This is a genomic window from Acinetobacter sp. Ac8 (assembly GCF_055392545.1).
Map to the genome: position 1 here is coordinate 4,160,084 of NZ_AP043689.1, position 24,127 is coordinate 4,184,210.

At 38.1% G+C, this 24,127-nt stretch carries 24 protein-coding genes and 1 riboswitch; of the genes, 14 read left to right on the top strand and 10 right to left on the bottom strand.

The window, feature by feature from the left end; genetic code table 11:
- The first annotated feature begins 8 nt into the window (after positions 1-8).
- The 6 genes from ACZ5QH_RS19710 (at position 9) to ACZ5QH_RS19735 (ending at position 4,589) form a co-directional block, all read left to right on the top strand.
- Positions 9-962: an MlaA family lipoprotein gene (locus ACZ5QH_RS19710; protein WP_004817058.1), complete on the top strand. Its 954-nt coding sequence runs from the start codon at positions 9-11 to the stop codon at positions 960-962.
- 123 nt (positions 963-1,085) lie between these two features.
- Entirely contained in the window at positions 1,086-2,054 is a 969-nt protein-coding gene (gigA, locus tag ACZ5QH_RS19715) for an RsbU family protein phosphatase GigA (protein ID WP_004725998.1), read from the top strand.
- A 113-nt stretch (positions 2,055-2,167) separates the two neighbouring features.
- A complete protein-coding gene (gene gigB, locus ACZ5QH_RS19720; RefSeq protein WP_016539397.1) occupies positions 2,168-2,692 on the top strand; it encodes an anti-anti-sigma factor GigB in 525 nt (174 codons plus the stop codon).
- A gap of 32 nt (positions 2,693-2,724) precedes the next feature.
- Positions 2,725-3,549 carry a carbon-nitrogen hydrolase family protein gene (locus ACZ5QH_RS19725; protein WP_004817055.1) on the top strand — a complete coding sequence of 275 codons (825 nt, stop codon included), beginning with the start codon at positions 2,725-2,727 and terminating at the stop codon, positions 3,547-3,549.
- 87 nt (positions 3,550-3,636) lie between these two features.
- Entirely contained in the window at positions 3,637-4,074 is a 438-nt protein-coding gene (locus ACZ5QH_RS19730; protein WP_004817054.1) for a MarR family winged helix-turn-helix transcriptional regulator, read from the top strand.
- Positions 4,075-4,163: 89 nt separating this feature from the next.
- Positions 4,164-4,589: an organic hydroperoxide resistance protein gene (locus ACZ5QH_RS19735; RefSeq protein ID WP_004817050.1), complete on the top strand. Its 426-nt coding sequence runs from the start codon at positions 4,164-4,166 to the stop codon at positions 4,587-4,589.
- A gap of 598 nt (positions 4,590-5,187) precedes the next feature.
- On the opposite strand, the gene gspE is transcribed toward ACZ5QH_RS19735, so the two are convergent.
- The gene (gene gspE / locus ACZ5QH_RS19740; RefSeq protein ID WP_004725986.1) at positions 5,188-6,675 is read right to left on the bottom strand and encodes a type II secretion system ATPase GspE; all 1,488 of its coding nucleotides are present in this window, start codon (positions 6,673-6,675) and stop codon (positions 5,188-5,190) included.
- Between the two features lie 111 nt (positions 6,676-6,786).
- On the opposite strand from gspE, the gene ACZ5QH_RS19745 reads away from it, so the two are divergent.
- From ACZ5QH_RS19745 to ACZ5QH_RS19760, 4 genes are all read left to right on the top strand, one after another.
- On the top strand, positions 6,787-7,608 hold the full coding sequence (locus ACZ5QH_RS19745) for a hypothetical protein (protein ID WP_004725984.1): 822 nt from the start codon (positions 6,787-6,789) through the stop codon (positions 7,606-7,608).
- A 14-nt stretch (positions 7,609-7,622) separates the two neighbouring features.
- Positions 7,623-8,558: a mechanosensitive ion channel family protein gene (locus ACZ5QH_RS19750; RefSeq protein WP_004725982.1), complete on the top strand. Its 936-nt coding sequence runs from the start codon at positions 7,623-7,625 to the stop codon at positions 8,556-8,558.
- 143 nt (positions 8,559-8,701) lie between these two features.
- Positions 8,702-9,142 (top strand): VOC family protein, encoded by a 441-nt coding sequence (locus tag ACZ5QH_RS19755; RefSeq protein ID WP_056512360.1) that lies wholly within the window; start codon positions 8,702-8,704, stop codon positions 9,140-9,142.
- A gap of 83 nt (positions 9,143-9,225) precedes the next feature.
- Positions 9,226-9,846 (top strand): rhomboid family intramembrane serine protease, encoded by a 621-nt coding sequence (locus ACZ5QH_RS19760; protein WP_303577373.1) that lies wholly within the window; start codon positions 9,226-9,228, stop codon positions 9,844-9,846.
- Here ACZ5QH_RS19760 and ACZ5QH_RS19765 read toward each other — a convergent pair.
- The 9 genes from ACZ5QH_RS19765 to ACZ5QH_RS19805 form a co-directional block, all read right to left on the bottom strand.
- Positions 9,838-11,280, bottom strand: coding sequence for a hypothetical protein (locus ACZ5QH_RS19765; protein WP_303577374.1), 1,443 nt, complete (start codon positions 11,278-11,280; stop codon positions 9,838-9,840). The two genes, ACZ5QH_RS19760 and ACZ5QH_RS19765, sit on opposite strands and share 9 nt — an antisense overlap.
- A 201-nt stretch (positions 11,281-11,481) precedes the next feature.
- Positions 11,482-12,348 carry a 4,5-DOPA-extradiol-dioxygenase gene (ygiD, locus tag ACZ5QH_RS19770; RefSeq protein ID WP_419761934.1) on the bottom strand — a complete coding sequence of 289 codons (867 nt, stop codon included), beginning with the start codon at positions 12,346-12,348 and terminating at the stop codon, positions 11,482-11,484.
- A 305-nt stretch (positions 12,349-12,653) separates the two neighbouring features.
- Positions 12,654-13,139 (bottom strand): DUF934 domain-containing protein, encoded by a 486-nt coding sequence (locus ACZ5QH_RS19775; protein ID WP_056512359.1) that lies wholly within the window; start codon positions 13,137-13,139, stop codon positions 12,654-12,656.
- Complete coding sequence (locus ACZ5QH_RS19780; protein WP_004725972.1) at positions 13,132-14,775, bottom strand: nitrite/sulfite reductase; 1,644 nt, start codon at positions 14,773-14,775, stop codon at positions 13,132-13,134. Before ACZ5QH_RS19780 ends, ACZ5QH_RS19775 begins: the two co-directional genes overlap by 8 nt.
- A 342-nt stretch (positions 14,776-15,117) precedes the next feature.
- On the bottom strand, positions 15,118-15,306 hold the full coding sequence (locus ACZ5QH_RS19785) for a hypothetical protein (RefSeq protein WP_004817043.1): 189 nt from the start codon (positions 15,304-15,306) through the stop codon (positions 15,118-15,120).
- Between the two features lie 200 nt (positions 15,307-15,506).
- Entirely contained in the window at positions 15,507-16,040 is a 534-nt protein-coding gene (locus tag ACZ5QH_RS19790; protein ID WP_303577376.1) for a DUF1543 domain-containing protein, read from the bottom strand.
- A gap of 9 nt (positions 16,041-16,049) precedes the next feature.
- The gene (locus ACZ5QH_RS19795) at positions 16,050-16,769 is read right to left on the bottom strand and encodes a CPBP family intramembrane glutamic endopeptidase (RefSeq protein WP_303577377.1); all 720 of its coding nucleotides are present in this window, start codon (positions 16,767-16,769) and stop codon (positions 16,050-16,052) included.
- 153 nt (positions 16,770-16,922) lie between these two features.
- A complete protein-coding gene (gene trpB / locus ACZ5QH_RS19800; protein WP_303577378.1) occupies positions 16,923-18,164 on the bottom strand; it encodes a tryptophan synthase subunit beta in 1,242 nt (413 codons plus the stop codon).
- Entirely contained in the window at positions 18,148-18,798 is a 651-nt protein-coding gene (locus tag ACZ5QH_RS19805; RefSeq protein WP_303577379.1) for a phosphoribosylanthranilate isomerase, read from the bottom strand. Before ACZ5QH_RS19805 ends, trpB begins: the two co-directional genes overlap by 17 nt.
- A 142-nt stretch (positions 18,799-18,940) precedes the next feature.
- A riboswitch (cobalamin riboswitch) is annotated at positions 18,941-19,148 on the top strand.
- Between the two features lie 24 nt (positions 19,149-19,172).
- On the opposite strand from ACZ5QH_RS19805, the gene ACZ5QH_RS19810 reads away from it, so the two are divergent.
- The 4 genes from ACZ5QH_RS19810 to ACZ5QH_RS19825 all read left to right on the top strand — a co-directional run bounded on the left by ACZ5QH_RS19810 (position 19,173) and on the right by ACZ5QH_RS19825 (position 24,084).
- Positions 19,173-21,038 (top strand): TonB-dependent receptor plug domain-containing protein, encoded by a 1,866-nt coding sequence (locus tag ACZ5QH_RS19810; RefSeq protein WP_303577380.1) that lies wholly within the window; start codon positions 19,173-19,175, stop codon positions 21,036-21,038.
- 108 nt (positions 21,039-21,146) lie between these two features.
- Positions 21,147-21,725, top strand: coding sequence for a cob(I)yrinic acid a,c-diamide adenosyltransferase (locus ACZ5QH_RS19815; RefSeq protein WP_303577381.1), 579 nt, complete (start codon positions 21,147-21,149; stop codon positions 21,723-21,725).
- A gap of 113 nt (positions 21,726-21,838) precedes the next feature.
- Complete coding sequence (locus ACZ5QH_RS19820; RefSeq protein WP_303577382.1) at positions 21,839-22,561, top strand: glycerophosphodiester phosphodiesterase; 723 nt, start codon at positions 21,839-21,841, stop codon at positions 22,559-22,561.
- Between the two features lie 359 nt (positions 22,562-22,920).
- A complete protein-coding gene (locus ACZ5QH_RS19825; protein WP_004725954.1) occupies positions 22,921-24,084 on the top strand; it encodes an acyl-CoA desaturase in 1,164 nt (387 codons plus the stop codon).
- Positions 24,085-24,127 lie beyond the last annotated feature (43 nt).

The following is a 24,127-nucleotide window of genomic DNA, read 5'->3' on the forward strand; positions in this document are numbered from 1 at the left end:
GGAATTCTATGCGTCCTTATCATGTACTTTGGGCTTGTTTACTTAGCATTGGTCTGACTAGCCATGTATTTGCTCAAGACGAATTATCTGCTCAAGAGAATTCGGACAATGCTGTTTCTACAAACTCTGATTCAGATGATAAGTCGTCTCAAGAGAATTCTTCAGCACTAGAAAATGAAGCAGCTTCTAAACACCCAAGAATTGAAGCCCTTAGAGAGCTTAAAAACATCACAAAAAATGACTTAAAAGTGAATGCCAATGCAGCGCAACCAGATGCGGTAAAAGATCCACTACAACCATTGAACCGTGAAATTTATGCGTTTAATGACATGATCGACCGTAATGTTGCTCGACCTATTGCTGTTCAGTACAAAGCAAAAGTGCCTGGTGATGTACGCTCTTCATATAGTTTATTTCGTAAAAATCTGAGTGAACCATGGAATGCGGTCAACCAACTTGCTCAAGGGCGCTTTAGTCGTGCAGCCAAGTCTCTAGGTCGTTTTACCATTAACACCGTCAGCTCTTTAGGTTTAGCTGATCCTGCAACTCGCTTAGGTTTAGCAACTGAAGAAGAAAGCTTGGGTACCACATTAGGTTACTACGGTATTCCAAGTGGCCCTTATGTCATGCTGCCTATCTTAGGACCAAGCACACTTCGTCACTCAGTTGATTATGTTGCTGAAGGTTATGCCAATCCGCTTACCTATCCAATGGATAACAACCATCAAACAGGTTTAATCTGGGGTAATCGTGCTTTAGGTGGGATTAATACCCGTTCTAAACTTCTAGATGTTGAAAGTGTATTGCAAGGTGATCGTTACTCAGCAATTCGCGATATCTATTTACAACGTTTAGCATTCCAAATTGCTGAGAAAAAAGGCCGTGGACAGGAAGCTGTCGCATTTGTAGATGATGATGAGGACGACAGCAATCATCCTACTGATACAAACGCAGACAAATAACCACAATATTTTGTTAAACTTATTTGCTAGTAATTCATATGGTTTTACTAGCATTGTGGTGTCATCTATAGTAAATCTACTGGATAATGCTTTTATACCGATTAAGGATCATTCATTTCTTCTATGTATTTCATTCAACCCAGTCGCCAAATTTCAAGCTTAGAACAAGTATTAGATACGCTTCCTAGCTTGCAGATGATTACCATTGAAGACATTCATCGTTATGATCCAACAATTATTGCAATTGCAGACGTCCACGATTTTTTACAATACCAATGGGCTTTACCTACCATTGTCATTGCACAAGAAAATGAAGGAAGCGAACTTTCTCAAGCATGGGAACTTGGTGCCCTTGCTGGTTGGATCTGGACCAAGCTTCCAGCCAATCTTGAAGATTCTTTATTAAAAATTGATGCGCAATATAAACGTAATCAAGATAGCCGTGATTTACCATCTGCCGCAGAACTACAAAAGAAACTTCTTCCAAATCCAATTGAACTGCAAAACTATAAAGTTGAAACGCTTTTCCAGCCTTCTGCGTATTTGTCTGGTGACTGGTATGACTACTGGAAAATCAGTGATAAAGAAATCATGTTCTATTTGGCCGATGTATCGGGTCATGGGGTAACCAGCTCTTTACTGACATCTTGGATGGCTGCCTTTCATGGTCGCTCGAAAACACCAAGAGAATTGATTAAAAAACTCAATGGTATGCTGGTTCAAGAAAACATTGAAAAACACATCACAATGTTAGCTGGCATTCTAAATCTAGAAACGCATGCTTTAAAATGGTCAAGTGCGGGCCATTACCCTCCCCCCATCATTTTTGAACCCAACCAAGCCCCTCGTGTCTTGAATACCAGCAGTTTTCCTTTAGGACTCACAGAAGACTTAGAGGTTGAAGAATTCCAATGTACCTTAACCAAGCATGCGCGGTTCATTATTTGTTCTGACGGTGCCCTTGAACCATTCTCGGGTGGTTTGAATGAACAGTTCTCTCAATTGGTCTATCATTTGCAAAATCAATCATTCCGCGCACCAGAACATGTAGCAGATGACATTGCAATCCTCAGTCTCCGCAGAATGAATTAACAATATAATCAAACACATATAATAAATTAGACTAATAACCTATACGCAAACGCTTGAGTATAGACTTGCGCTATGTGATAATTTTCCTATCCTTCTCTGCAAATGGCATTTATATGTCAACAGGTCATGTTGAATATGCAAGCTTGAATGGAACGCATATTTTCAAACTTATTGGTGAAGTGCGAGCCCAATCTTGTATTAGTTTAGACAAACTTTTGGCAAGGATTGAACAACAGAAAAACGTCATTGGCGCAATTGTTGATTTAACCCAAACCACATTTATTGATAGTACAGTTCTTGGAATACTTGCCAAGCTTGGCTTAAAGTTGAAACAAGTACACCACATCCAAGCGGTGATGCTGTCCACAAATCCAGATATTACCACTCTAGCCAATAGCATGGGCTTAGGGCAGGTTTTTGTCATTTTAAATTACTGTGGTGACCCTCAAGTGTGCACCAATGCTTTGATTGACGATAATGTTAATCACAGCACAATGCTGTGTACCGTTCTCGATGCACACAAAACATTAATGAAGCTCAATGAAAACAACCAAAATATGTTCGAGCCATTAGTTAAACAACTTGAAAAGCAGCAAGATACAATGGAATGTGTATCTTCAAACCAGCAAAACGCTTAATAATTTCAAAATTGCTTTATCAGGGATAGCCCATGACTTTACTTTCCGTTGTTCAAATGAACTCTCGAAATGACATTGAAGCAAACTTCAGTGTGATTGAGTCGTTGATACAACAAAGTAAAGCTGATGGTGCGTCTTTGATTGTGTTTCCTGAAAATTTTGTCTGCTTTGCTGCAGGTAAACAACGGGAAACTGCTGCACGTTTTGAAGAAATTCAAAAGCGTCTAGAAAACTTAGCACAGCATTATCAAATATGGATTGTTGCAGGGACATTACCTTGCCCTTTCCGTCCAGATGGTTCAATTATTGCTGACGGTCGAGTTCGTACTGTCAGCCTATGTATCAGTCCTGAAGGAACTGAAGCACGTTATGACAAAATCCACTTGTTTGATGTACAAGTGGGTGATGCTGTTGGTGGGTATCAAGAATCTCAGTTTTTTGAACCAGGCGGTGATATTGTTGTCGCGAAAACACCTTTTGGACAAATCGGTTTGATGGTTTGCTACGACTTACGTTTTCCAGAACTTGCACTCACCTTGAGAGCGCAAGGTGCAAATATTTTGACTGCACCAGCTGCATTTACCTATACCACAGGTCAAATGCATTGGCAGTTATTACTTCAAGCACGTGCGATGGACAGCCAATGTCATGTTTTAGGTGCAGCACAACAAGGTTGGCATGGTGAAAAACGTCAAACCTGGGGACATGCTGGTGCAACCAATAGTCGTGGGCAGATTTTAGCGATTACAGATGCAGAAGGCGCGCAATTGATGACGGTTCCTTTTGATTTGAATGAGCAGCGCTCAATTCGTGAATCAATGCCTTTAATGCAACATCGCAAATTGATGTCATTCTAAGCCTGTATTGCCATTAATGACTTTTATTTCCTGAACAAGACAAAACAACGTTATACTTGTGAGGCGTAATATCTTCACGAGACAAGCATGCAACAAGACTATTCAAACTTAAATCTTGATCATCAACTCTGCTTTCTTGTTTACTCTACAAACTTAGCATTAAATCAACTTTATCGTAAATTACTCACACCACTAGGACTGACCTATCCACAGTATTTAGTTATGTTAGTACTTTGGGAAAAAGATGGTCTAACTGTGTCTGAAATTGGTGAAAAACTCTTTTTAGAATCATCTACCTTGACCCCCTTACTCAAAAAATTACAAAGTAATGGTATTGTTAACCGCGAACGTTCTACGAAAGATGAACGTCAAGTGATTATCAGCCTAACAGCTGCAGGTCATGCGCTAAAATTAAAAGCCGTGGATATTCCGTTACAAGTTGCTCAAGCCAGTGCCTGTGATTTAGACAGCATTACTCAATTGAAAGATCTTCTTTCAAATTTACGCGAAAACATTTCAAAATAAAGTTATCAAATTTTACACAAACGCTACTTGTTTAAATATTTATATCGTATACGATATAATTGAACGCAATCAAAAATGGATGATTTCCGATGTCTTTAGAAAAAGTGGTTTATACAGCACATGCAAAAGCAACTGGCGGTCGTGATGGTCGTGCAACATCATCAGACGGAATTTTAGATGTTAAATTAGCAGTGCCTAAAGAAATGGGTGGTGCTGGTGGTGGTACCAATCCTGAACAACTTTTTGCAGCAGGTTATTCTGCTTGCTTCCTTGGTGCGATGAAATTTGTTGCCAACCGTGATCATTTAAAAATTACCCCAGATGTTTATATCGAAGGTGATGTTGGTATTGGTCCAATCGCTACTGGTTTTGGTATTCAAGTGACTTTAAATATTCATTTAGAAGGTTTAGAGCAAGAAGAAGCACAGAAATTAGTAGATGCTGCACATATTGTTTGCCCATATTCAAATGCGACTCGTGGCAATATTGATGTGACATTGAATGTGATTGTTTAATGTTATGATTAACCCTACCTAAAAATAAGTTATTTTAGGTAGGGTTAATGCTTACTTTTATTTTTCTGGTTGACTTTTTATATACTGGGCAGAACTAAAAGATAAAATATATTATTGCGATGGTACTCTGAGAAACCTTTATATATTCGATACTAATATTGACGACCTAAAAAAATGGACTGTCTTTGTAAATGAAAATTATAAAATCAAATGGTTTAACCAGCAGACACAAAAGAATGAGAATCAAATTAATTTTGAAGTCCTTCAAGAGTGCTTGAATGACACCCACAATCTATGTTCACATGTAAATCTCTATTTAGATAACATTCAAATCAATAATTATTTGTTCTTAGTAGACAAAATTGAAAATGATATTAATCCAGAAGAAATTAATTCGCTACAAGACCATTAAAAAATCATTAACTACATGATTAATATTTCGAATTTAATAAATAAGCAGATTATTTTAACACCTGAGAATCAACCAGAAACTATACTTATAAAAGTAACTAAAGGCTCTATAGAATTTATAGCTTAAATTATAAAGCCTAAAGCATACTCTGAGAAAAATTTAAAAAGATAGACAAATAGTTTTCAGTTACTCAGCAGCTTCATTGGTAACACGTAAAACTTCTTCCATTGTGGTTTTACCCGCCAATACTTTACGTAAACCATCATCTCGAATTGAACCTGCATCTTTACGTGCATATTCTTCAAGCTCATATTCTGCTGCATTACCATGAATCAAACGGCGCATCTGCTCATCAATCGGCACAATTTCATAAATCGCAGTACGTCCTGTAAAGCCGGTATGAGAACAAAAATCACAACCATTCGGCACAGGCAGTTTTAAATTCGATTCCAAACTCACAGGTTTAAATACATCTTTTTCAAAGTCATCTGCTTCACGCCATGTATGACAATGAGAACATAATGTCCGAACTAAACGCTGGGCAATTACCCCAATCAATGAACTGGATAATAAGAAGGGTTCAATTCCCATATCTTTTAAACGGGTCACAGCACCAATTGCCGTATTGGTATGTAGTGTAGATAAAACCAAGTGACCTGTTAAAGACGCTTGAACTGCGATTTCAGCCGTTTCCAAATCACGAATCTCACCCACCATCACCACATCTGGATCTTGGCGCAGCATGGCTTTTAACGCACGGGCAAAAGTCATATCTACTTTGGTATTCACTTGAGTCTGCCCAATCCCTTCAAGTTGATACTCAATTGGATCTTCAGCCGTGAGGATATTTTTAGAGCCATCATTCAAATCAGAAAGCGCGGCATACAAAGTCGTCGTTTTACCCGAACCTGTAGGGCCAGTGACAAGAATAATGCCATGTGGACGATGAACCAATTGCGTTAAACGTTCATAGTCAGGCTTCATTAAACCCAAATGGGTCATGTTGAGTCGACCCGCTTGTTTATCTAACAAACGCATAACGACACGTTCGCCATGCGACGATGGCAAGGTTGAAACACGGACATCGACTTCACGTCCTGCAAGACGTAAAGAAATACGACCATCTTGTGGAATACGTTTTTCCGCAATATCGAGTTTTGCCATAACCTTAATACGCGATACCAACAATGGCGCAAGTTCACGGCGAGGCTGTACGATTTCACGCAATTGCCCATCTACCCGTAAGCGAACAGATAATTTCTTTTCAAAAGCTTCAATATGAATATCTGAAGCCCCAACTCGAATCGCTTCAGACAATAAAGCATTGATGAGTCGCACGATTGGTGCATCATCTTCCTGATCCATCAGATCTTCAGTTTCAGGAATCTGATCGGCCAGACTCAATAGATCAGGGTGATCTTCAAGACCAGCGGCAACCTGTTGCGATTCGCCCGTTTCACCTGCATAGCTTGAACTGAGCATGTGATTAAACTCAGTTTCATTACATAATTGATGTTGTGCTGTACGACCGAGATAGCGGCGGGCTTCCTGAATCGCAATTTGTGCGGTATCCTGACGGCGAACAATAAAAACTTGATCACCTTCATAACGCAACAGCACTCCATGCCGTTTTGCAAAACTATATGGTATTTGTAATTGTTTGAGAACTTGCATTACAACTTATATTAATGATTTAAATTGCTTTGAGTGTACTCTATGCTCATGACAGCGTGAAGTCTGTTTGTTAAAGATTTGATGATGATTTTATGAATGGGATAAACACTTTTGTCTAAGAAGAAAGAACATTTGGAACCTGAACTCCCTGATTTAAAGTGGTGGGGAGAACAACTGTTTGAATTGAACCAATCCAAAGCATGGCAATTTGGTTCTATGATGATGCGCATTACTCGTGGTTTACAAGAATGGCGCTTGGAATATTATCGTCCAAAATTCCAATATGACTATGAGCAGCAATGGCATAAAATTCATGATGTAAACTTTGGTTTTCCTGAACCTGTACATGTTGAACGCTATATGTTTCGCGAGACCCATAAAGCATTTCAACTTATGCCCCGTTTAGCCGATCGCTCTGTGGTGATTCGTCCTGTCGATCCAATTTATATCCCAGCAGGCCAACGCGGCACACTCTATATCAGTACACCACTGTGGATTTCAGGTTTTGTACAAGCCCAAAAAGAACCCTTATTTGATATTCCTGTAATTTTACCTAAGGACACATGGTTTGGCCCTGATCACCGCACAGGTGAAATGTGTTATGCCACCTCAGTCGATGGTCGTACCGAATTAAATTTATTACGTCCACGTGCCTTTCGGGCAGTAACACCGATTGATTTCCACAATGTCAGTAGCCATCAGCTTCGATTTGACCGTATGAATGTACCTGTTCCTGCACTGCCTTTATTTTATAGTGAAAGTACAGGGCGTTTATGGACATCACAAATCAAGGTTGTTTATGAAGGCAATGACCGCCCTGCCCGTGTAAGAATTGAAAACCGTACACCACCTTTGGCCGGCGAAGTGATTTATGTACATCCGCCACGCTCACCAGGCGGTGCTTTGTTCAATATGTTTGATTCATTTTTCTAAGGGATGAGGTAAAAATGGCTGAATCCAATATTCCCAAAGACATTGCCAATAGCCTAAAAGGCATCTTTACCAATGTAAATGTCGACCGCTTAAGTGAAATTGCTGTTGCTCTGATCCTCTGCTTTGTGGGTTTTGTGCTGGCACGCGTCATTTCCAATACCTTTATCCGCACCATCGGTGCGCGCTTTAATGCGCACCAACGTTTGGTTTGGCGTAGAGGTATTTTTTATTTTATTTTCTTACTGTTTGTGATTGCCAGCTTAAAAGAAGCGGGCTTTAAACTCAGCGTATTTTTAGGTGCAGCAGGGATTTTAACTGTTGCATTGGGTTTTGCCTCACAAACTTCTGCATCAAATTTAATCAGTGGCTTATTTTTAATTGGCGAAGGTTCATTTGAAGTTGGCGATACGATTCAAATTACCCTGATTCGTGGACATACTATTGAAGGTGAAGTGATTTCGATTGATTTACTTTCCGTGAAACTTTTGACTATGGACAATGTCTATGTGCGCCTCCCCAATGAGCAATTGATTCGCGCCCCCGTACATAACCTATCAAAATTCCCGATACGGCGATTGTCGATTACGGTTGCAATTAACTTTAATGAGAACATCAATAAAGTTCGTGAAGTTTTAATTGATGTTGCCAACGATTACCCGTTGGTATTAGCAGATCCTAAACCGCGTGTGACTGTTTCAGCCTTTGGAGAATCCTCCATTGAAATTTTATTTGCACTGTGGTGTATGCAAGCAAACTACTTACAAGTTAAAGATGAAATTCATGAGTTAATCCGCAATCGTTTTGTGGAAAATCAGATTGAAATCCCTGTACCAAAAATTGGCTTTGTAGATCGTCCAAATCCAAATGAAGTTCTTCAAAATGAAGATATTGACGGTTACGCCAATAAACAGGATTTAAAATTAGAGCAACAACAAGATAAACAGCTTTAAGCAGACCAAAGCGATAATCTAGAAAACAAGCGTCCCTCATTTATGATTGAGGGATTTTTATTTTCAATTACAAAATATTCATCAAGTTTTAAACCGTGAGCTGATAAATTAATCACTTCAAAACAACAAAATGGACAATCACAATGCAACTCAATCACTATTTAAACTTTGAAGGTCAGACCGAAGCTGCTTTTAATTTTTATAAATCTGTTTTTGGCGGTGAATTTTCATTTTTAAAACGTTATTCCGAACTGCCCGATGTCCAAGTGCCAGACCAAGAGAAAAACTATATTTTACATGTTTCTTTACCGATTAATGAGTTTACCGTATTGATGGGTTCAGACACCAGCGAACAGTTCTGTGCACCTAATAGTGCACCATTCAGCAAAGGCACCAACCATTATATTTCGATCAACTTAGAAGCTCACGAAGCGGATGAAGCTCAGCGATTATTTACAGCACTCTCTACCAATGGTCATATTGAAATGGCACTAGAACCTACATTTTGGGGTGCTTTATATGGTGCTTTCACCGATCAGTTTGGTATTCGCTGGATGGTGAACTGTCAACTGAGTGAAGGATAATGAACAGAATATTGCGATAGCCTATTGATTGACAATGATATAGGTTATATTGCTATTACGATAACAACGTCATTTATAACAATATGATCACTGGTCTTACCCATACCCTTCTGATTATTTTAATCACACTTGCGATTTCTTTTATTGCTTGGCAGCAACGCTATGTAATGAATCGTTTGATTTTCAATGTTTCAGCGATTAAGCATGGTCAATATGATCGCTTTTTAACCCATGGTTTTATCCATAAAGATGGTATGCATTTATTTTTCAATATGTTTACCTTGTACTTCTTTGGGCGAAATGTTGAATGGTTTTTCCGTGATTACTTAAGTGGTATGGGCTTTGTCTTATTTTATTGTAGCGCTATCATCATTGCTGCAATCCCCAGCTATTTGCATAATCGAACCCTAAATTCCTACCGAAGTTTAGGGGCTTCGGGTGCAGTCAATGCGGTGTTATTTAGTGCGATTCTGTTTAATCCTTGGGGTATGATTTATATCTATATTTTACCTGTGCCCGCGATTATTTTTGGGACGATTTATTTATGCTATAGCCTGTATGCAATCCGTTCAGGGCATTCACCATTAATCGACCACCGCGCGCATATTACGGGTGCAATCTATGGTTTCTTATTTCCTTTACTATTAGAGCCATCATTAGCTACAGCATTTTTCTATAAATTTATTAATTCACCGTTATTCTAGATAAGGTCTTAATAGAACTATAATGTTTTGATCGTCAAAGATATCTGGATATAACTGTATAAAATCAGGTAATCGACTACGCATTTCAATTTTTTGTGATTCTGTCCACTGTACGCCATATATTGCATATTTCAAATTTTGTAAATTTTGGCGAACATAAGAACCTAACAGCTGTTGGTCTTCGATTGTTTCAATATAGTCATGTTGTTTAACATACCAATATAGTTGATCCGCAAAATTACTGCCGTTAACCAATTCCAGCCGTTGATGGAAACTGATTCCATCATCGATGAATGACGAATAGTGAATAAGCTCATCTAGACTAGGTTTTTCACTCAAGTATTTTTTTGCTTTTGACAAGTGATAGAAATGTAATTTCCGCCCCATTTTTCGACAAAAACTAAAATATTGATCTATTTCAATATACTTTTGTTTTAATGCTAAAGATAAGATTGAATCTACAATTAAGGGTTGATTGACTTGCTCAATAATCGTATAAAATTCAGTTAGATCACCTTTTAATAACATCCATTGATGTGCACGAATCCTTACCTCAAATGTAGATAACTGCTCAACTGGGTGTGCCTTAAAATACATTTCAAAATTAAAGTTTTTTGATCTTAAAGCAAAATAGGCATAATCCATAATCGTAAGAAATTTACTATGCCAAAATAAGATTAAATCATCTGTAGTGAGTACATCTTTCTGGTATAAAAAATCAAATAAACGATATTGCACATCTCTATTGGAACTCTGCTTCAATTGATACAGAACTTCTTCATCAGTTTTGTGTTGAATCAACTGCTTGAGCCAAAAAGCTCGGATATGTTGATCTTTGGCTAATCCACAGAATTGAAGTAACTCGTATTCTTCTATCCATTGATATTGAAGAATAAATTTTAATAAAATACGAGGAAGTTTACCTTGTTTATTTATTAAAGTTTCTGAGAGGTAAACTCTATTGCTCGCTACTTCCGATAGCAATAACTTTAACGAATCACTATCTGTTCGATCTCGATTTTGCAACATTGAAATTTCAAAAAAATAATCACTACAAAGCTGAGAAAATTCAGGTCGTTGACTCCAACGCACAATATGTTCTGCAGCCAAATGACGATTTACTTCAACATAATCACTAAGGCGATACAATAAATGTGGAAAAAGCTCTGGTTCAAAACATTGTTGAAGCTTTTTCAACATTTTCTGTCTTGTGTAACCATCATAACTTTTTAGTTTTAATAATGAATTTTCAAAGTCTGTAAGCTCTTTTCCATTAAACCTATATGTATAATCATCTATATCTGGACTGCTTTGAGTATTTTGAACAACAGACTGAGTTACCGTATTTACAATAACTTTCTGCTGATTTTCTTCAATTTTTACAGGAGGCAAAGATTGAGACTGTTTAAAAAAATTTTTGAAAAATTGCCACATAAATAATGTATTAAATAATAATTTAAGTTAGTAATAACACAGATTTAAGTACAAATTCCACATAACGCTTTAATATTCAAAAATTAAGTAGTCATCTTAAAAGAATTCTATCTTGAGAGAATAAATATGATTAACTCAATTTCACCAATACTATAAAAGCTGAATCCTTAGACCCAACTTTTATATTCTTAACATTTGAAATTAATGTTGATCAAGTCGAAATGAGGTCATGGTTAATGAACCAGCAACGGCTTGATCATTAAAAATATGTAACTCATCTTTCTCTTCCTGCAAACCTAAGGCATATAACATCGGATAATAATGATCAGGTGTTGGAATTGACAATAAAAACTCCGCACCTTGCTTTTGCCAGTCAATTAAAGCTTGATGGTTATGCGTCGCTAAGAAATTTTTCATCTTTGCATCAGCCTCTAAAGCCCAATCATAACCATAATTGTCATCAAATTTATCAAAGGCAATTTTGCTTAGGTTATGTACGAGATTACCACTGGCAACAATCAATACCCCTTTACGACGTAACTGCGCCAATTGTTTAGCCAAGTCATAATGATATTGTGCACCTTGACTATAGTCGACACTCAGTTGAACAACAGGAATATTGGCTTGTGGAAATACATGACATAACACACCCCATGTTCCGTGATCCAATCCCCAACTATGATCATGATGAACTTCTATACTGTGAATTGCTTTAGTTGTTGCCTCAACCAAAGCTTTATTTCCAGTAGCAGGATATTGCACATCAAACAATGCTTGAGGGAAACGACCAAAATCATGAATAGTTTTCGGTTGTTGCATTGCAGTGACGGCTGTACCACCTTGGGTAAGCCAATGTGCAGAAATACATAAAATTGCTGTCGGTTGTGTGCCCATTTCAGCGCCAATACGATTCCATGAACGAGTAAAATCATTGGTTTGAATCGCATTCATGGGTGAGCCATGACCCAAAAATAGTACAGGCATGACTTCAGTATTGGGTAAAGTTGCGTTCCAGCCTTTGAGTAGCGATAAGTCACCCATTGTTTGATTTAACATTTCATCCACCATGAATCATCTTTATTTGATTATGTGGTGTTTAATGCTGTAGATATATAGACTTTTCCAGCCTACAACATTGCAAAAATGCAACGATGATTTTTTGGTAAATGCTTTTAAATAGAGAAGGTTTTACGACCTAATGATGTTATGTTGAATCAATGTTGATTTGGGCACGATACAAATAAAGCCGAATACCAATTTATATCGTTGAAATCATATTCACAATAAGCAATGGCTACACCAGCTTTAACTTGAGAACAATAAAAAGCCGAACTTTCGTTCGGCTTTCATTTCAAAATCAGTACTTAAAACAATCAAGCACCTGTTTGATAATGCGCTTTTGGTACAGCTGTAGATGCTTGGTAAGGGTGAGTAAAATCACCTAAACCTGCTGCTGCCTCATGGATATCTTTACCTTCTTTTACAACAAAAGTATCGAAACCAGAACGCTTCATATAGTTCAAGACATCTTTAAATACATCGCCTGTTGCACGAAGATCGCCTGTATAGCCTTGGCGACGTAACAACGCAGCAAATGAATAACCACGACCATCATTAAAACCAGCAAAATCAATAAAGATCGCATCTAACTGATCTAATGGAAACGCATTGGTTTCAGGTGAAGCATCTACGGTAAGAAATAGTGCTTTTTTCCCCGTCACATTCGCAAGCTGGTCCAACTGCTCAACAGTCAACAGCACATCACCTTGTGGCAATACACCATCTTCAGCAATGATTTGATAGGTATTGTCTGCAACAGTGCCATCTTTAGAGAGGACTTGAAGTGCGGTATTAAGCATATGCGCGCTCCTTAAAAGGTTGAATACCCACTCGACGATAAGTTTCAATAAATTCTTCACCCTCGTTACGAAGATCAAGATAAGTATTTAAAATTTCATCAATAATGTCAGGTACAGATTCTGCTGCAAATGATGGTCCTAAAATATCACCAATTGAAGCATCATGGTCTGCATTTCCACCTAAGGTAATTTGATAGAATTCAGCACCTTTTTTGTCCACACCCAAAATGCCGATGTTGCCGACATGGTGATGACCACAAGCATTCATACAACCTGAAATGTTTAAGTCGATATGACCCAAATTATAGACTGTATCTAAATCATCAAAACGACGTGTAATGGCTTCAGAAATTGGAATAGATTTCGCATTTGCCAATGAACAGAAGTCACCACCTGGGCAGCAAATGATATCGGTAATAAAACCAATATGTGCCCGAGCAAGATTATTCTTTTCAAGGGTTTGCCACAATTCAAACAAATCTTTCTGTGGTACATCAACCAATGAAATATTTTGTTCGTGTGTGGTCCGTAATTCACCAAATGTATATTTGTCTGCAAGATCTGCAATCAAATTCATTTCTTCAACAGTCATATCACCTGGTGCAATACCCGCACGTTTTAGTGAAATAGTAACAATACGATAGCCTGCAACTTTATGTGCATTGGTATTGATATTGAACCACTGTTTAAACTTTGGATATTCAGCAAATAAGCCACTGAAATCTTCATCTGCATAATTTTGATAATCAAACGGCATAAACTCTTCGTCTAATTTTTGCAAAATTTCAGGTTGAACTTTCAATGTTTTAATTGTTTCAGCAAATTCAGCTTCAACTTTTTCAGCAAAAACTTGTGGTGTTAATGCTTTAACTAAAATTTTAATACGAGCTTTATATTTATTATCACGGCGACCATGCAAGTTATAAACACGCAGAACCGCTTCTAAATAAGCAATTAAATCTTCACGTGGCAACCACTCACGAATCATAGAACCAATGATAGGTGTACGGCCTAGACCACCACCCACTTTGATTTTATAACCCAACTCACCCGCTTCATTACGAGTTAAATACACCCCAATGTCATGGAATGAAGTTGCTGCACGATCAATTTCTTCAAGTGCAGAAACTGCAATTTTGAACTTACGTGGTAAAAATGCAAACTCAGGATGGAATGTAGACCACTGACGAATCAATTCACACGTCGGGCGTGGATCTGCAATTTCCCCAGCAACAACACCAGCGTATTGGTCTGTTGTGGTATTACGGATACAGTTTCCTGAAGTTTGAATCGCATGCATCTGAACTGAAGCTAAACCTTCTAGCATATCAGGCACATTTTCTAGCGCAGGCCAGTTAAACTGAATGTTCTGACGTGTCGAAACGTGTGCATAACCACGGTCATACTCTTTGGCGAGCTCTGAAACTTTACGTAATTGTTTAGAGTTCATTAAACCGTAAGGTACAGCAATACGTAGCATTGGCGCATAACGCTGTACGTATAAACCATTTTGTAATCGTAATGGACGATACTCATCTTCAGTGAGTTTTCCAGCTAAATAACGTTCCGTTTGATCACGGAATTGTGCAACACGTTCATTGATCAGTTGCTGATCGAAATCAGTATATAAATACATGGCGTACAGCTAGTAGTTTCATTATAACGATGCACAATATAACGAGTATTGATCTATCAAAGAAATGCTTTTTTTCCATATTTTATAGCGGTTTTATTGATAAGCATTGTGCAAAGATCGAATTGGCAATGCTTTACAGGCAAAGCATGCTTTTATTACGTTATGGATGTTTTTCTTCATTACTTATCTTTATTTTAGATAATAAAAAAGAGCATATCGAATATGCCCTCTCTTTGATCACAGCTATCATCTCAATACTAAACTTATTCAACCCTGTAGCTTATTTATCTTATACAGAATTGATTAAGATCAATGCCCAAAGCTGGGTTTACCAATTTTGAATTAATCCTCTGGTTTCTGCTGCTCATCACTATTTTCTAGTTTGTCTTCGGCAATTTTTGCGGCTTCATAACCTGCAAATGCGCCAGCTGCTTTTTCTAGAAAGCCAGCATCAGGGTCTAACTTATCGACACTTTGCTCAGCAATCACTGCACCTGCAATTTTACCTAACTCGTCTAATAAACCGCTCATTGATCACACTCCGCAGTGTTTTGTTTGAGTTTTTAGTCTATGCAAACTTGTTGAAAACATTGCGAAGATTCTGTTGTTTCAATGACTAGATTATGAGAGAGCAATGCAATGATTGATGTCAATTTTTTAAAATTAAGATCCGCTTAATCTTTTAAGGCTGCAATACAGCGCCCTTTTTAAGCAGATCAAGCGATGACAACTCAGATGGACAAATAGGTATTCTCCCAAACACTTTGGTCAAGCTCTGCATGAAAATCAGCATTCAAATCTACTTCAACCAATTGCACATAACGGCCATATACCTGATCTATCGCCAGACAATCATCGACCTCTAAAACTCGATCAGTGTGTGGTTTTTGCCAATGCCCTGCAAAATGCTGCTTACCCTTGGCTTTCGCTTCAATCGCATCTTGAGCAACAATCAGGATATAACGGTGTAACTCACCAAACTCATTTGCATCATAGCCGCCTAAATTAATCAGCCAAAGCTTCTGATCTGATGCATTCGGTTGCGCATCAGTAAAATGTATTTGATATTTCTTATTTTCAAACACTAAAGCCTGTAATTTTTGCCATGCGTCGATGTGTAAACCCTGTTGCTCACCAAACCACGCATTTTTTAATTGAGGATAAACCTCTTCAAGCGAATCGCCTACGGCAAGAACCACATCATGAACTTCAACATTGGCACGTGCATGACGGCCACCCAACATAACGATAAATAAACTAGACATATTCAGTCACTAAGTTAATGTTTGAACAAGTTTTAATAATAAAATCCCACCCACAGATAATACGGCATTGTTCAAAAAATGAATGAGTAATACATGCCAAATATTGCGTGTCCACAAATAGATCAGATTTAAAAATAAACCTGCACTCATAAAGCTGATTGTCGCGATTAAATTTCCATCAAAATTATGATAATGGATCAAACCAAATAATATAGAGTTCAATATAATCAGTACAATGCGCCATAACCACGGTTGGATAAATAACTTTTGCAATAAAGTATAGCGAAACACAATATCTTCTAAAAGCGCAGTAAATAACGGACCCAAGCTAATGATCAACAGACTGAGAAAAGGAATATGTTCAGGGTCAATCAGGTCTTTTTCTTGTGTACTCGGCCCGAGGGGTAAAAGCTGACGTGTCAGTGAGATCACCACTTGTAACACGATTGCACCAACCACCACCAAGACACTTGAGCGCCAAAAGGCCTGTTTATACTTTTGCCAATGCGTAAGCAACATATCCTTATATAAGTAGCACACTAAAATAAACAGCACGCCTCTTAAAATGGTATCACCCAGACTAACAGCTATCGAGATTCCAAATATTTTTTCTAAAATAAAGCCATTTAAAACAATTAAAGGGATAATACAAATCGCAAATGTGTCTTTCCATCCCCAGACAATTTTTTCAGGAAAAGATTCAGCTCGAACCCGTTGTAAAAAATGCATATAAAAAAATTAACCGATTATTTTCATTAAATTTTGGGTAATTTAGCTCATGATTTCCATGTGCTTTTTGTAGAGTTTCCCCATGATCCTGTCTAATCCAGAAATAAAAAAGCCTCTATAAAAGAGGCTTTTAAATTAATCGAGTGAGATGAATTACATCTCAACCATTTCAACACCATCAATACGTGCAACAGTCATTAAATCTTTATCACCACGACCCGATACCGTCGCAATAATAATTTGATCCTTCGACATTGTTGGCGCAAGTTTAGTCACATAGGCCATTGCATGTGAACTTTCCAATGCAGGAATAATCCCTTCAATATGAGTCAAATCACGGAAGCCTTGAAGTGCTTCTGTATCATTAATTGGCACATAATTCACACGATGCATGTCTTTTAGGAAACTATGTTCAGGACCCACACCAGGATAATCCAAGCCTGCTGAGATTGAATGTGTTTCAATAATCTGACCTTGCTCATCTGACATTAAATAAGTACGGTTGCCATGTAAAACACCAACATGACCTGCATTTAATGGTGCTGAATGTTTACCTGTTTCAATGCCTAAACCTGCGGCTTCAACACCGTACATTTTGACGTCTTGATCATTTAAGAATGGATAGAACAAGCCCATTGCATTTGAACCACCGCCGACACATGCAACCAAAGCATCTGGTAAACGACCTGCTTGCTCTTGAATTTGTTTACGTGCTTCACGACCAATGATCGATTGGAAATCACGTACCAATTGTGGATATGGGTGCGGACCTGCAACTGTACCAATCACGTAGTAAGTCGAATCTACATTGGTTACCCAATCACGCATCGCTTCGTTCATGGCATCTTTTAATGTTTTAGAACCACTTTCTACAGGTACAACTGTTGCACCAAGCAAGCGCATACGGTAGACATTCATGGCCTGACGTTTTACGTCTTCAGCACCCATGAATACCACACACTCAAGACCTAAACGCGCGGCAATTGTTGCAGTTGCCACACCATGTTGACCTGCACCCGTTTCCGCAATAATACGTTTTTTGCCAGAAAGCTTCGCAAGTAGCGCCTGACCAATGGTGTTATTGACCTTATGTGAGCCTGTATGATTTAAGTCTTCACGTTTAAGATAAATTTGCGCACCACCCAACTCTTTCGACCATCGCTCAGCAAAGTAAAGCGGACTAGGACGTCCGACATAATAAGCGAGATCACGGTCGAATTCTGCCAGAAACTGCGCATCATCTTTCATACGGAAATAGAGTTTCTCTAAATCCTCTAAAGCTGCCATTAAAGTTTCTGACACAAAACGTCCGCCATGGATACCGAAATGCCCGTTTTGATCTGGGAATTGGGTATAGTCAATCACACTATTTTGTTGATTACTTTGCTGATCCACGTTGGACTCCTTGCATAAATCGTTCTACGAGTTGTTGGTCTTTGATACCTTTTGCGGATTCTACGCCTCCGCTGACATCGACTGCATACGCTTGAGTCGTTTGTATAGCGTCTTCAATATTTTCAGGTTTTAAACCACCTGCCAAAATTAAAGCAATATCGAGTTTAGGGAATTGAGACCAGTCAAAACTGTGTCCAGTCCCTCCTTTTAGTTCAGGATGCCATGCATCTAAAAGCATAGCACTCGCGCCAGCCTGTTGGTATTGCTGAATTGTCGTAATAATATCTGAATTATTTGCATCAGGTTTAATCTGAATCGCTTTGTACCAACGGCGCTTATTATACTGTGCGATCTGCTGACATTGTTGTGCAGTTTCATCACCATGAAACTGAATAATATCCAAAGGCACGTGTTCTAATACTTGTGCAATGTCTTGTGCGCTAGCATTGACAAATAATCCAACAATGTTGATATACGGTGGAATAAGTTGTGCCAATTGCTGAGCCAATTCAATCGTGACATAACGTGGACTAGGTTCATAAAACACAAAACCAATCGCATCCACACCTGCTTGTACAGCAGCTTGAATATCCTGTGGTCGTGTAATCCCACAAATTTTGGCACGGGTACGCATAGCTTTGAACTCGAATTTGTTCAGATCAAACTGATTTTTTCAGTATTTTAAGCAAATCATTGTAAAGCAAATTTATTCACTTGCGTTAAAGTTCTATAGGATTATCTGTTTTACATTGTTTATACACTAAACAAACTTTATACTGCACACAAATGCAACAAGTCTAGCTTAAGGCTTTGGGAAGTTGGTGGAAATCCAACACTGCCCCCGCAACGGTAAAATGAAAATATTATTCTTTAATAAGTCAAAAGACTTACACCACTGCAATGTTTTGTGGGAAGGTGGAATAATCTGAATCGCTTTAGGTTCTATATTTAAGTCCGGATACCAGCTTGTTGTGCCCTTAAACTCAATCATTCACGGGGAGTGAATGTATGGAGCATATCATGTCTGTTATTTTTAAACCTACTGCACTTGTAGGTGCTGTCGCTATTGCGATGGGGTTATCTTCTACTGCTTTTGCAGAAAATCAAAATCTGACTTCTGATTCGACAGCATCATTGTCACCAATTGTTGTGACAGCCACTCGTTCAGAAGAAAACCTTAAGAATGTCCCAGTTCGACTCACAGTTATTGAACAAAAGACAATTGAACAAAATCCTTTACTCAATGTCTCTGATATTATCCAACGTGATCCCTCTGTTTACATTAAGCAAAGTGGTGGTATTGGGCAAGTTTCAGAAATTGCACTTCGTGGTACGAAAGCTGTACATACATTAGTTTTAAAAGATGGCGCTCGCTTAAATAGCCAAAATGAATTAGGCCCTCTATATCCTGCTTTTCTAGATACAACAGACGTTCAACAAATTGAAATTTTGAAAGGTCCTGCATCTGTTCAGTATGGTAGTGATGCAATTGGCGGTGTTGTTCAACTTATTTCAAAAAAACCTGTAAAATCTGGTGCGGAAGTGACCGGTATTTATGGTGAAAACAATACTTATAAAGCGATTGCCAAAGCAAATTTAGTGACGGATCAAGGCTTCTATGCACAGGTCGGTGGTCAACGTTTAGAAAGCGATGGAACACGTATCTTTGAAAGCCAACCTAAAAATGAAAAAGCAAGCTATGACCAAAAAGGCTACAATGCCAAATTTGGTTATTCACAAGAAAACCTAGTTGATGTATATGCTTCGATTAGTGAAAATAAAGGCACAAATATTTTTAGTAATGACTATATTGTCAATACTGCACCACGCGAATTTGAAAACCGTGTGATCAATGCCAAAGTTGCTTATAATATTTTGCCTGATTTAATTTTGAATGCGCAGTATGCAAATGTTCAAGATAAACAGAATGTTCCAGCTTATGCATCTCACTACAATACTGAAAACAACCAAGGTGATTTAAACTTAAAATGGAAATTCACACCAAATCAAAATGTCTTGGTTGGTGCAACATATAATGATGCGAATTATAAAAGTAATACCATCTTGAAAAATGATCAAAGTGTGAATAGCACAGGTTACTATTTACAACACCAATTCAAAAATGAGTTGTTTGACACCCAAGCTGGTATTCGTGTAGAAGATAATGAACGTTTTGGTACTCACACTGTAGGACAAGGTGCAGTACGTTATCATTTCTTACCTAATGCAAGTGTATATGCCAATATCGGAAGTGCTTTCCGTGCACCAACCTTAAATGAACTATATTCACAATGGGGTGGTAATGAAAAATTAGAGCCTGAAGAGAGTACCTCTTATGAACTTGGCTTTGACTACGATTTAACCTCAAATATTAGTACAAATCTTTCTGCATACCATACCAAAATTAAAAACTTGATTATTTTCAATTACCCTGCTGGTAATGAAAATGTTGATAAAGCTAAATTTACTGGCGGTGAAGCAGAAGTTAAATGGCATCAAGATGACCTGTTCCTCTCTACCGCATATGCTTATGTGAAGACAGAGAATGGCAAAGATGGTAATGAAATTGCCTATCGTCCTCGCCAAACACTCACTTTAACCACAGGTTTAGAAAATTCAACTTATGGTATCAGTGCTTCATTAATTGCACGTGCTAAAGCATATGCAGATGCTGCGAATAAAACTCGCGTTCCAGGTTATGCAACTGTGGACTTAAATGCTTATTGGAATGCAACGCAAAATGTTAAAGTCTTTACCAACATTCAAAATGTAGGTGATGTTGAGTATCGTGAAGTATTCAATAATTATCCAGCACAAGATTGGTATATCAACAGTGGCCGCCAAGCTTCAGTTGGGGTAACTTTCCGCTACTAAAAGCGATACCCAAAAAAATATCTAAAACAGCGCAGTTTATGGATAATGTTTTGACCGACATTATCCTTTTTTATTCTTTATCTTTTCATTTTTATCTAGGACAAAATTATGGGACATCGTTTAAGTAAAATTTATACCCGTACAGGCGATTCAGGTACTACAGGATTAGGAGATGGTTCTCGCGTATCGAAAGATGACTTACGTATTACCGCTCTCGGTGATGTAGACGAACTAAATTCTATTGTTGGTGTATTACGTTCGCAAATTTCAATGAGTAACATCGTCGATAAAGCCCATTGGGATAAATCACTGAGCTTGATTCAACACTGGCTATTTGATTTGGGTGGTGAAGTCTGTATTCCTAACTACAACTTGCTCCAACCTGTTTGTGTTGAATTTCTTGAAAAAGAAATCGACAAAATGAATGAAGACTTACCAATGCTTAAGGACTTTATTCTACCTTCAGGAACATTAGCATGTAGTTATGCACATCAAGCACGTGCTGTATGTCGTCGAGCAGAACGTAGCTTAATGACTGTACACAGTCGTGATCAAAATATTCAAGCAACTGCTCTACAATTAATTAACCGATTATCCGACTGGTTTTTTGTTGCTTCACGTAGCTTACAACGTGCAGAAGGTGGCAGTGAGGTGCTTTGGCAAAAGAACATCAATGACACGATTTAACGATAAATCACTGTCTAAAAGTAAATTTTTAACAGTATGATAAAGTCAAGTTATTGCTAAAAGTAAGACTTAAACGATTACTAGACAGATGAAAATGAGTACGTGAATTCATTATGAGAATTATCGGACATCGTGGCGCGCGTGGTGAAGCACCTGAAAATACCCTAGCTGGATTTCAATATATTCACGATTTAGGTATCCGTGCAGTTGAATTCGATGTTCGACAATTAAAAGATGATGAACTCATTATCATGCATGATGATAATTTTTTAAGAACAACTGGAATAGATCAAGCACTGTATGATTTAAACAGCGCTGAATTAGCGGCCTATAACCAAGCCAATATCTGGATGGATTGGGAAAAACAAATTACCCCAACCTTAAGCCAAAGCCTAAAGATTATGCAGGACTTTGAGCATATTGAAGTTGAAGTGAAAGCTGTAGAAACATTGCAACACGCTGAAAAACTCATCATCGAATTACAAAAACAACTGCGAGGTTTTGAAAATGTCGCAGTGATTACCAGTTTTGATTTAAAAATACATCAAGCATTACAACAGCAAAACTCAAGTTTTAAACGTGGTCTACTGATTGAAGATGACATCCAACAACGTGCGATCGAACAGGCATTACAACTGGGATGCTGCCAGATTGGATGGATGAATCAATTGGCAACAGATGAGCTCATTCAAGCAACTCAGCGTGCAGGTTTGGACATCAGTGTTTGGACCGTCAATGATATTGAGCGCGCTAAGCATTTAAGAGATTTGGGGATCAATGGATTAATTACTGATTTCCCCAAAATGATGCAGCTTGCCTTAGCACAAATTCAATAACTCAAACGCCCTTAATAACACAATAAAGTAGAATTTTATTTTGAACTTTAGAGAGTCCCAAAATTAAAATTTAACTTGAGAATCAATTGTCTAACCCCCTAAAAATCAAATTGGATAAGGCAGAAAAATTCTTACACTATTTTGACATTTAAATACGACGTTTTAACCATTCATTTTTTTCGATCAAACCGCTAGAATTCATGTTTTATTCTGTTACTGTTTTATACAATACAGATGTACACTAATACTAGTGAACACATGTTCGCCCATGATAATATCTGTGAAAGTATAGCCTAGAAAAATGCTGAAGCTATGCGTTTAACTTTACCTGATTAAGGTTCTTAGGAGTGCTGTTGGAGATGAATGCTCCCCTACCCAAAGCCCCAATAAATTGGATCGGTGTTTTTGCCTTGGTGTTTTTACCCCTTGTGGCAGTAATTGCAATCCCTTTATATGCCTACCACCATGATTTTAGTGCGGCAGCTTGGATTAGTTTATTCGTTTTACTCGGTCTCAGTAGTTTAGGTATTACTGCAGGTTATCATCGCTTGTGGGCACATCGTGCATACGAAGCGACTTTACCACTTAAAATCATTTTGATGATCATGGGAACTTTTGCTGTTCAAAACAGTATTTTGTTCTGGGCTTCTGGTCACCGTACACATCACCGCCATGTGGATGATGTAGATCAAGATCCGTATTCGATTAACAATGGTTTTTGGTACGCTCATATTGGCTGGATGTTACGTAATTATCCTGCTGCTGAATCAAATTATAAAAATGCACCTGATTTGTTGAATGACAAAGTGGTTATGTTCCAAGACAAGTATTATGTTCCACTTGTGATTGCTGTACATGCTGCGATTTTAGTTCCACTGGGTTGGGCTGTAGGAGACATGTGGGGCGTATTACTCTTAGGTGGTTTACTCCGCTTAATCATTAGCCATCATGTAACATTCTTTATCAACTCACTCTGCCATATGTGGGGCAAACGTCCTTATACTGACGAAAATACTGCACGTGATAACTTTGTTCTTGCCATTGCAACATGGGGCGAGGGTTATCATAACTATCACCATATTTTCCAATACGATTATCGTAATGGGGTGAAATGGTGGCAATATGATCCAACAAAATGGTTGATTTGGTCGTGCTCTAAAATCGGTTTAGCCAAGAACCTACGTCGTATCCCAAGCTTCAATATCAAAAAAGCGGAATTGGCGATGAGATTTAAATATGCTGAACAGGATTTAGCGATTTATGGTCATAACGTCAATGCAGATATTATCGCGATGAAACAAAAAGTATCGCAAGAATATGAAGCATTCACCAATACATTAAATGATTGGGCTGCGTTAAAAGAACAAGAGCTACAAGCGAAAAAAGCATCTGTTGCTGAGAAGATCCACCAAATGGATGTCAAACTCAAAGTTGATTTCCAATTGGTCGAACAGAAACTTGCTTTCCATCGTGAACGTTTAGAAACATTGATGCGTGGAATCAAAAAGAACGTTGTTTCTTAATTCTCAATACACATCAAAAGCAAAGCTCCGAAAGGGGCTTTTC

Bases quoted from the DNA above. Each gene is read 5' to 3' on its own strand.
- ACZ5QH_RS19710 (WP_004817058.1), top strand. From the start codon at position 9: ATGCGTCCTTATCATGTACTTTGGGCTTGTTTACTTAGCATTGGTCTG.
- gigA (WP_004725998.1), top strand. From the start codon at position 1,086: ATGTATTTCATTCAACCCAGTCGCCAAATTTCAAGCTTAGAACAAGTA.
- gigB (WP_016539397.1), top strand. From the start codon at position 2,168: ATGTCAACAGGTCATGTTGAATATGCAAGCTTGAATGGAACGCATATT.
- ACZ5QH_RS19725 (WP_004817055.1), top strand. From the start codon at position 2,725: ATGACTTTACTTTCCGTTGTTCAAATGAACTCTCGAAATGACATTGAA.
- ACZ5QH_RS19730 (WP_004817054.1), top strand. From the start codon at position 3,637: ATGCAACAAGACTATTCAAACTTAAATCTTGATCATCAACTCTGCTTT.
- ACZ5QH_RS19735 (WP_004817050.1), top strand. From the start codon at position 4,164: ATGTCTTTAGAAAAAGTGGTTTATACAGCACATGCAAAAGCAACTGGC.
- gspE (WP_004725986.1), bottom strand. From the start codon at position 6,675: ATGCAAGTTCTCAAACAATTACAAATACCATATAGTTTTGCAAAACGG.
- ACZ5QH_RS19750 (WP_004725982.1), top strand. From the start codon at position 7,623: ATGGCTGAATCCAATATTCCCAAAGACATTGCCAATAGCCTAAAAGGC.
- ACZ5QH_RS19755 (WP_056512360.1), top strand. From the start codon at position 8,702: ATGCAACTCAATCACTATTTAAACTTTGAAGGTCAGACCGAAGCTGCT.
- ACZ5QH_RS19760 (WP_303577373.1), top strand. From the start codon at position 9,226: ATGATCACTGGTCTTACCCATACCCTTCTGATTATTTTAATCACACTT.
- ACZ5QH_RS19765 (WP_303577374.1), bottom strand. From the start codon at position 11,280: ATGTGGCAATTTTTCAAAAATTTTTTTAAACAGTCTCAATCTTTGCCT.
- ygiD (WP_419761934.1), bottom strand. From the start codon at position 12,348: ATGGTGGATGAAATGTTAAATCAAACAATGGGTGACTTATCGCTACTC.
- ACZ5QH_RS19775 (WP_056512359.1), bottom strand. From the start codon at position 13,139: ATGCTTAATACCGCACTTCAAGTCCTCTCTAAAGATGGCACTGTTGCA.
- ACZ5QH_RS19780 (WP_004725972.1), bottom strand. From the start codon at position 14,775: ATGTATTTATATACTGATTTCGATCAGCAACTGATCAATGAACGTGTT.
- ACZ5QH_RS19785 (WP_004817043.1), bottom strand. From the start codon at position 15,306: ATGAGCGGTTTATTAGACGAGTTAGGTAAAATTGCAGGTGCAGTGATT.
- ACZ5QH_RS19790 (WP_303577376.1), bottom strand. From the start codon at position 16,040: ATGTCTAGTTTATTTATCGTTATGTTGGGTGGCCGTCATGCACGTGCC.
- ACZ5QH_RS19795 (WP_303577377.1), bottom strand. From the start codon at position 16,769: ATGCATTTTTTACAACGGGTTCGAGCTGAATCTTTTCCTGAAAAAATT.
- ACZ5QH_RS19805 (WP_303577379.1), bottom strand. From the start codon at position 18,798: ATGCGTACCCGTGCCAAAATTTGTGGGATTACACGACCACAGGATATT.
- ACZ5QH_RS19810 (WP_303577380.1), top strand. From the start codon at position 19,173: ATGGAGCATATCATGTCTGTTATTTTTAAACCTACTGCACTTGTAGGT.
- ACZ5QH_RS19815 (WP_303577381.1), top strand. From the start codon at position 21,147: ATGGGACATCGTTTAAGTAAAATTTATACCCGTACAGGCGATTCAGGT.
- ACZ5QH_RS19820 (WP_303577382.1), top strand. From the start codon at position 21,839: ATGAGAATTATCGGACATCGTGGCGCGCGTGGTGAAGCACCTGAAAAT.
- ACZ5QH_RS19825 (WP_004725954.1), top strand. From the start codon at position 22,921: ATGAATGCTCCCCTACCCAAAGCCCCAATAAATTGGATCGGTGTTTTT.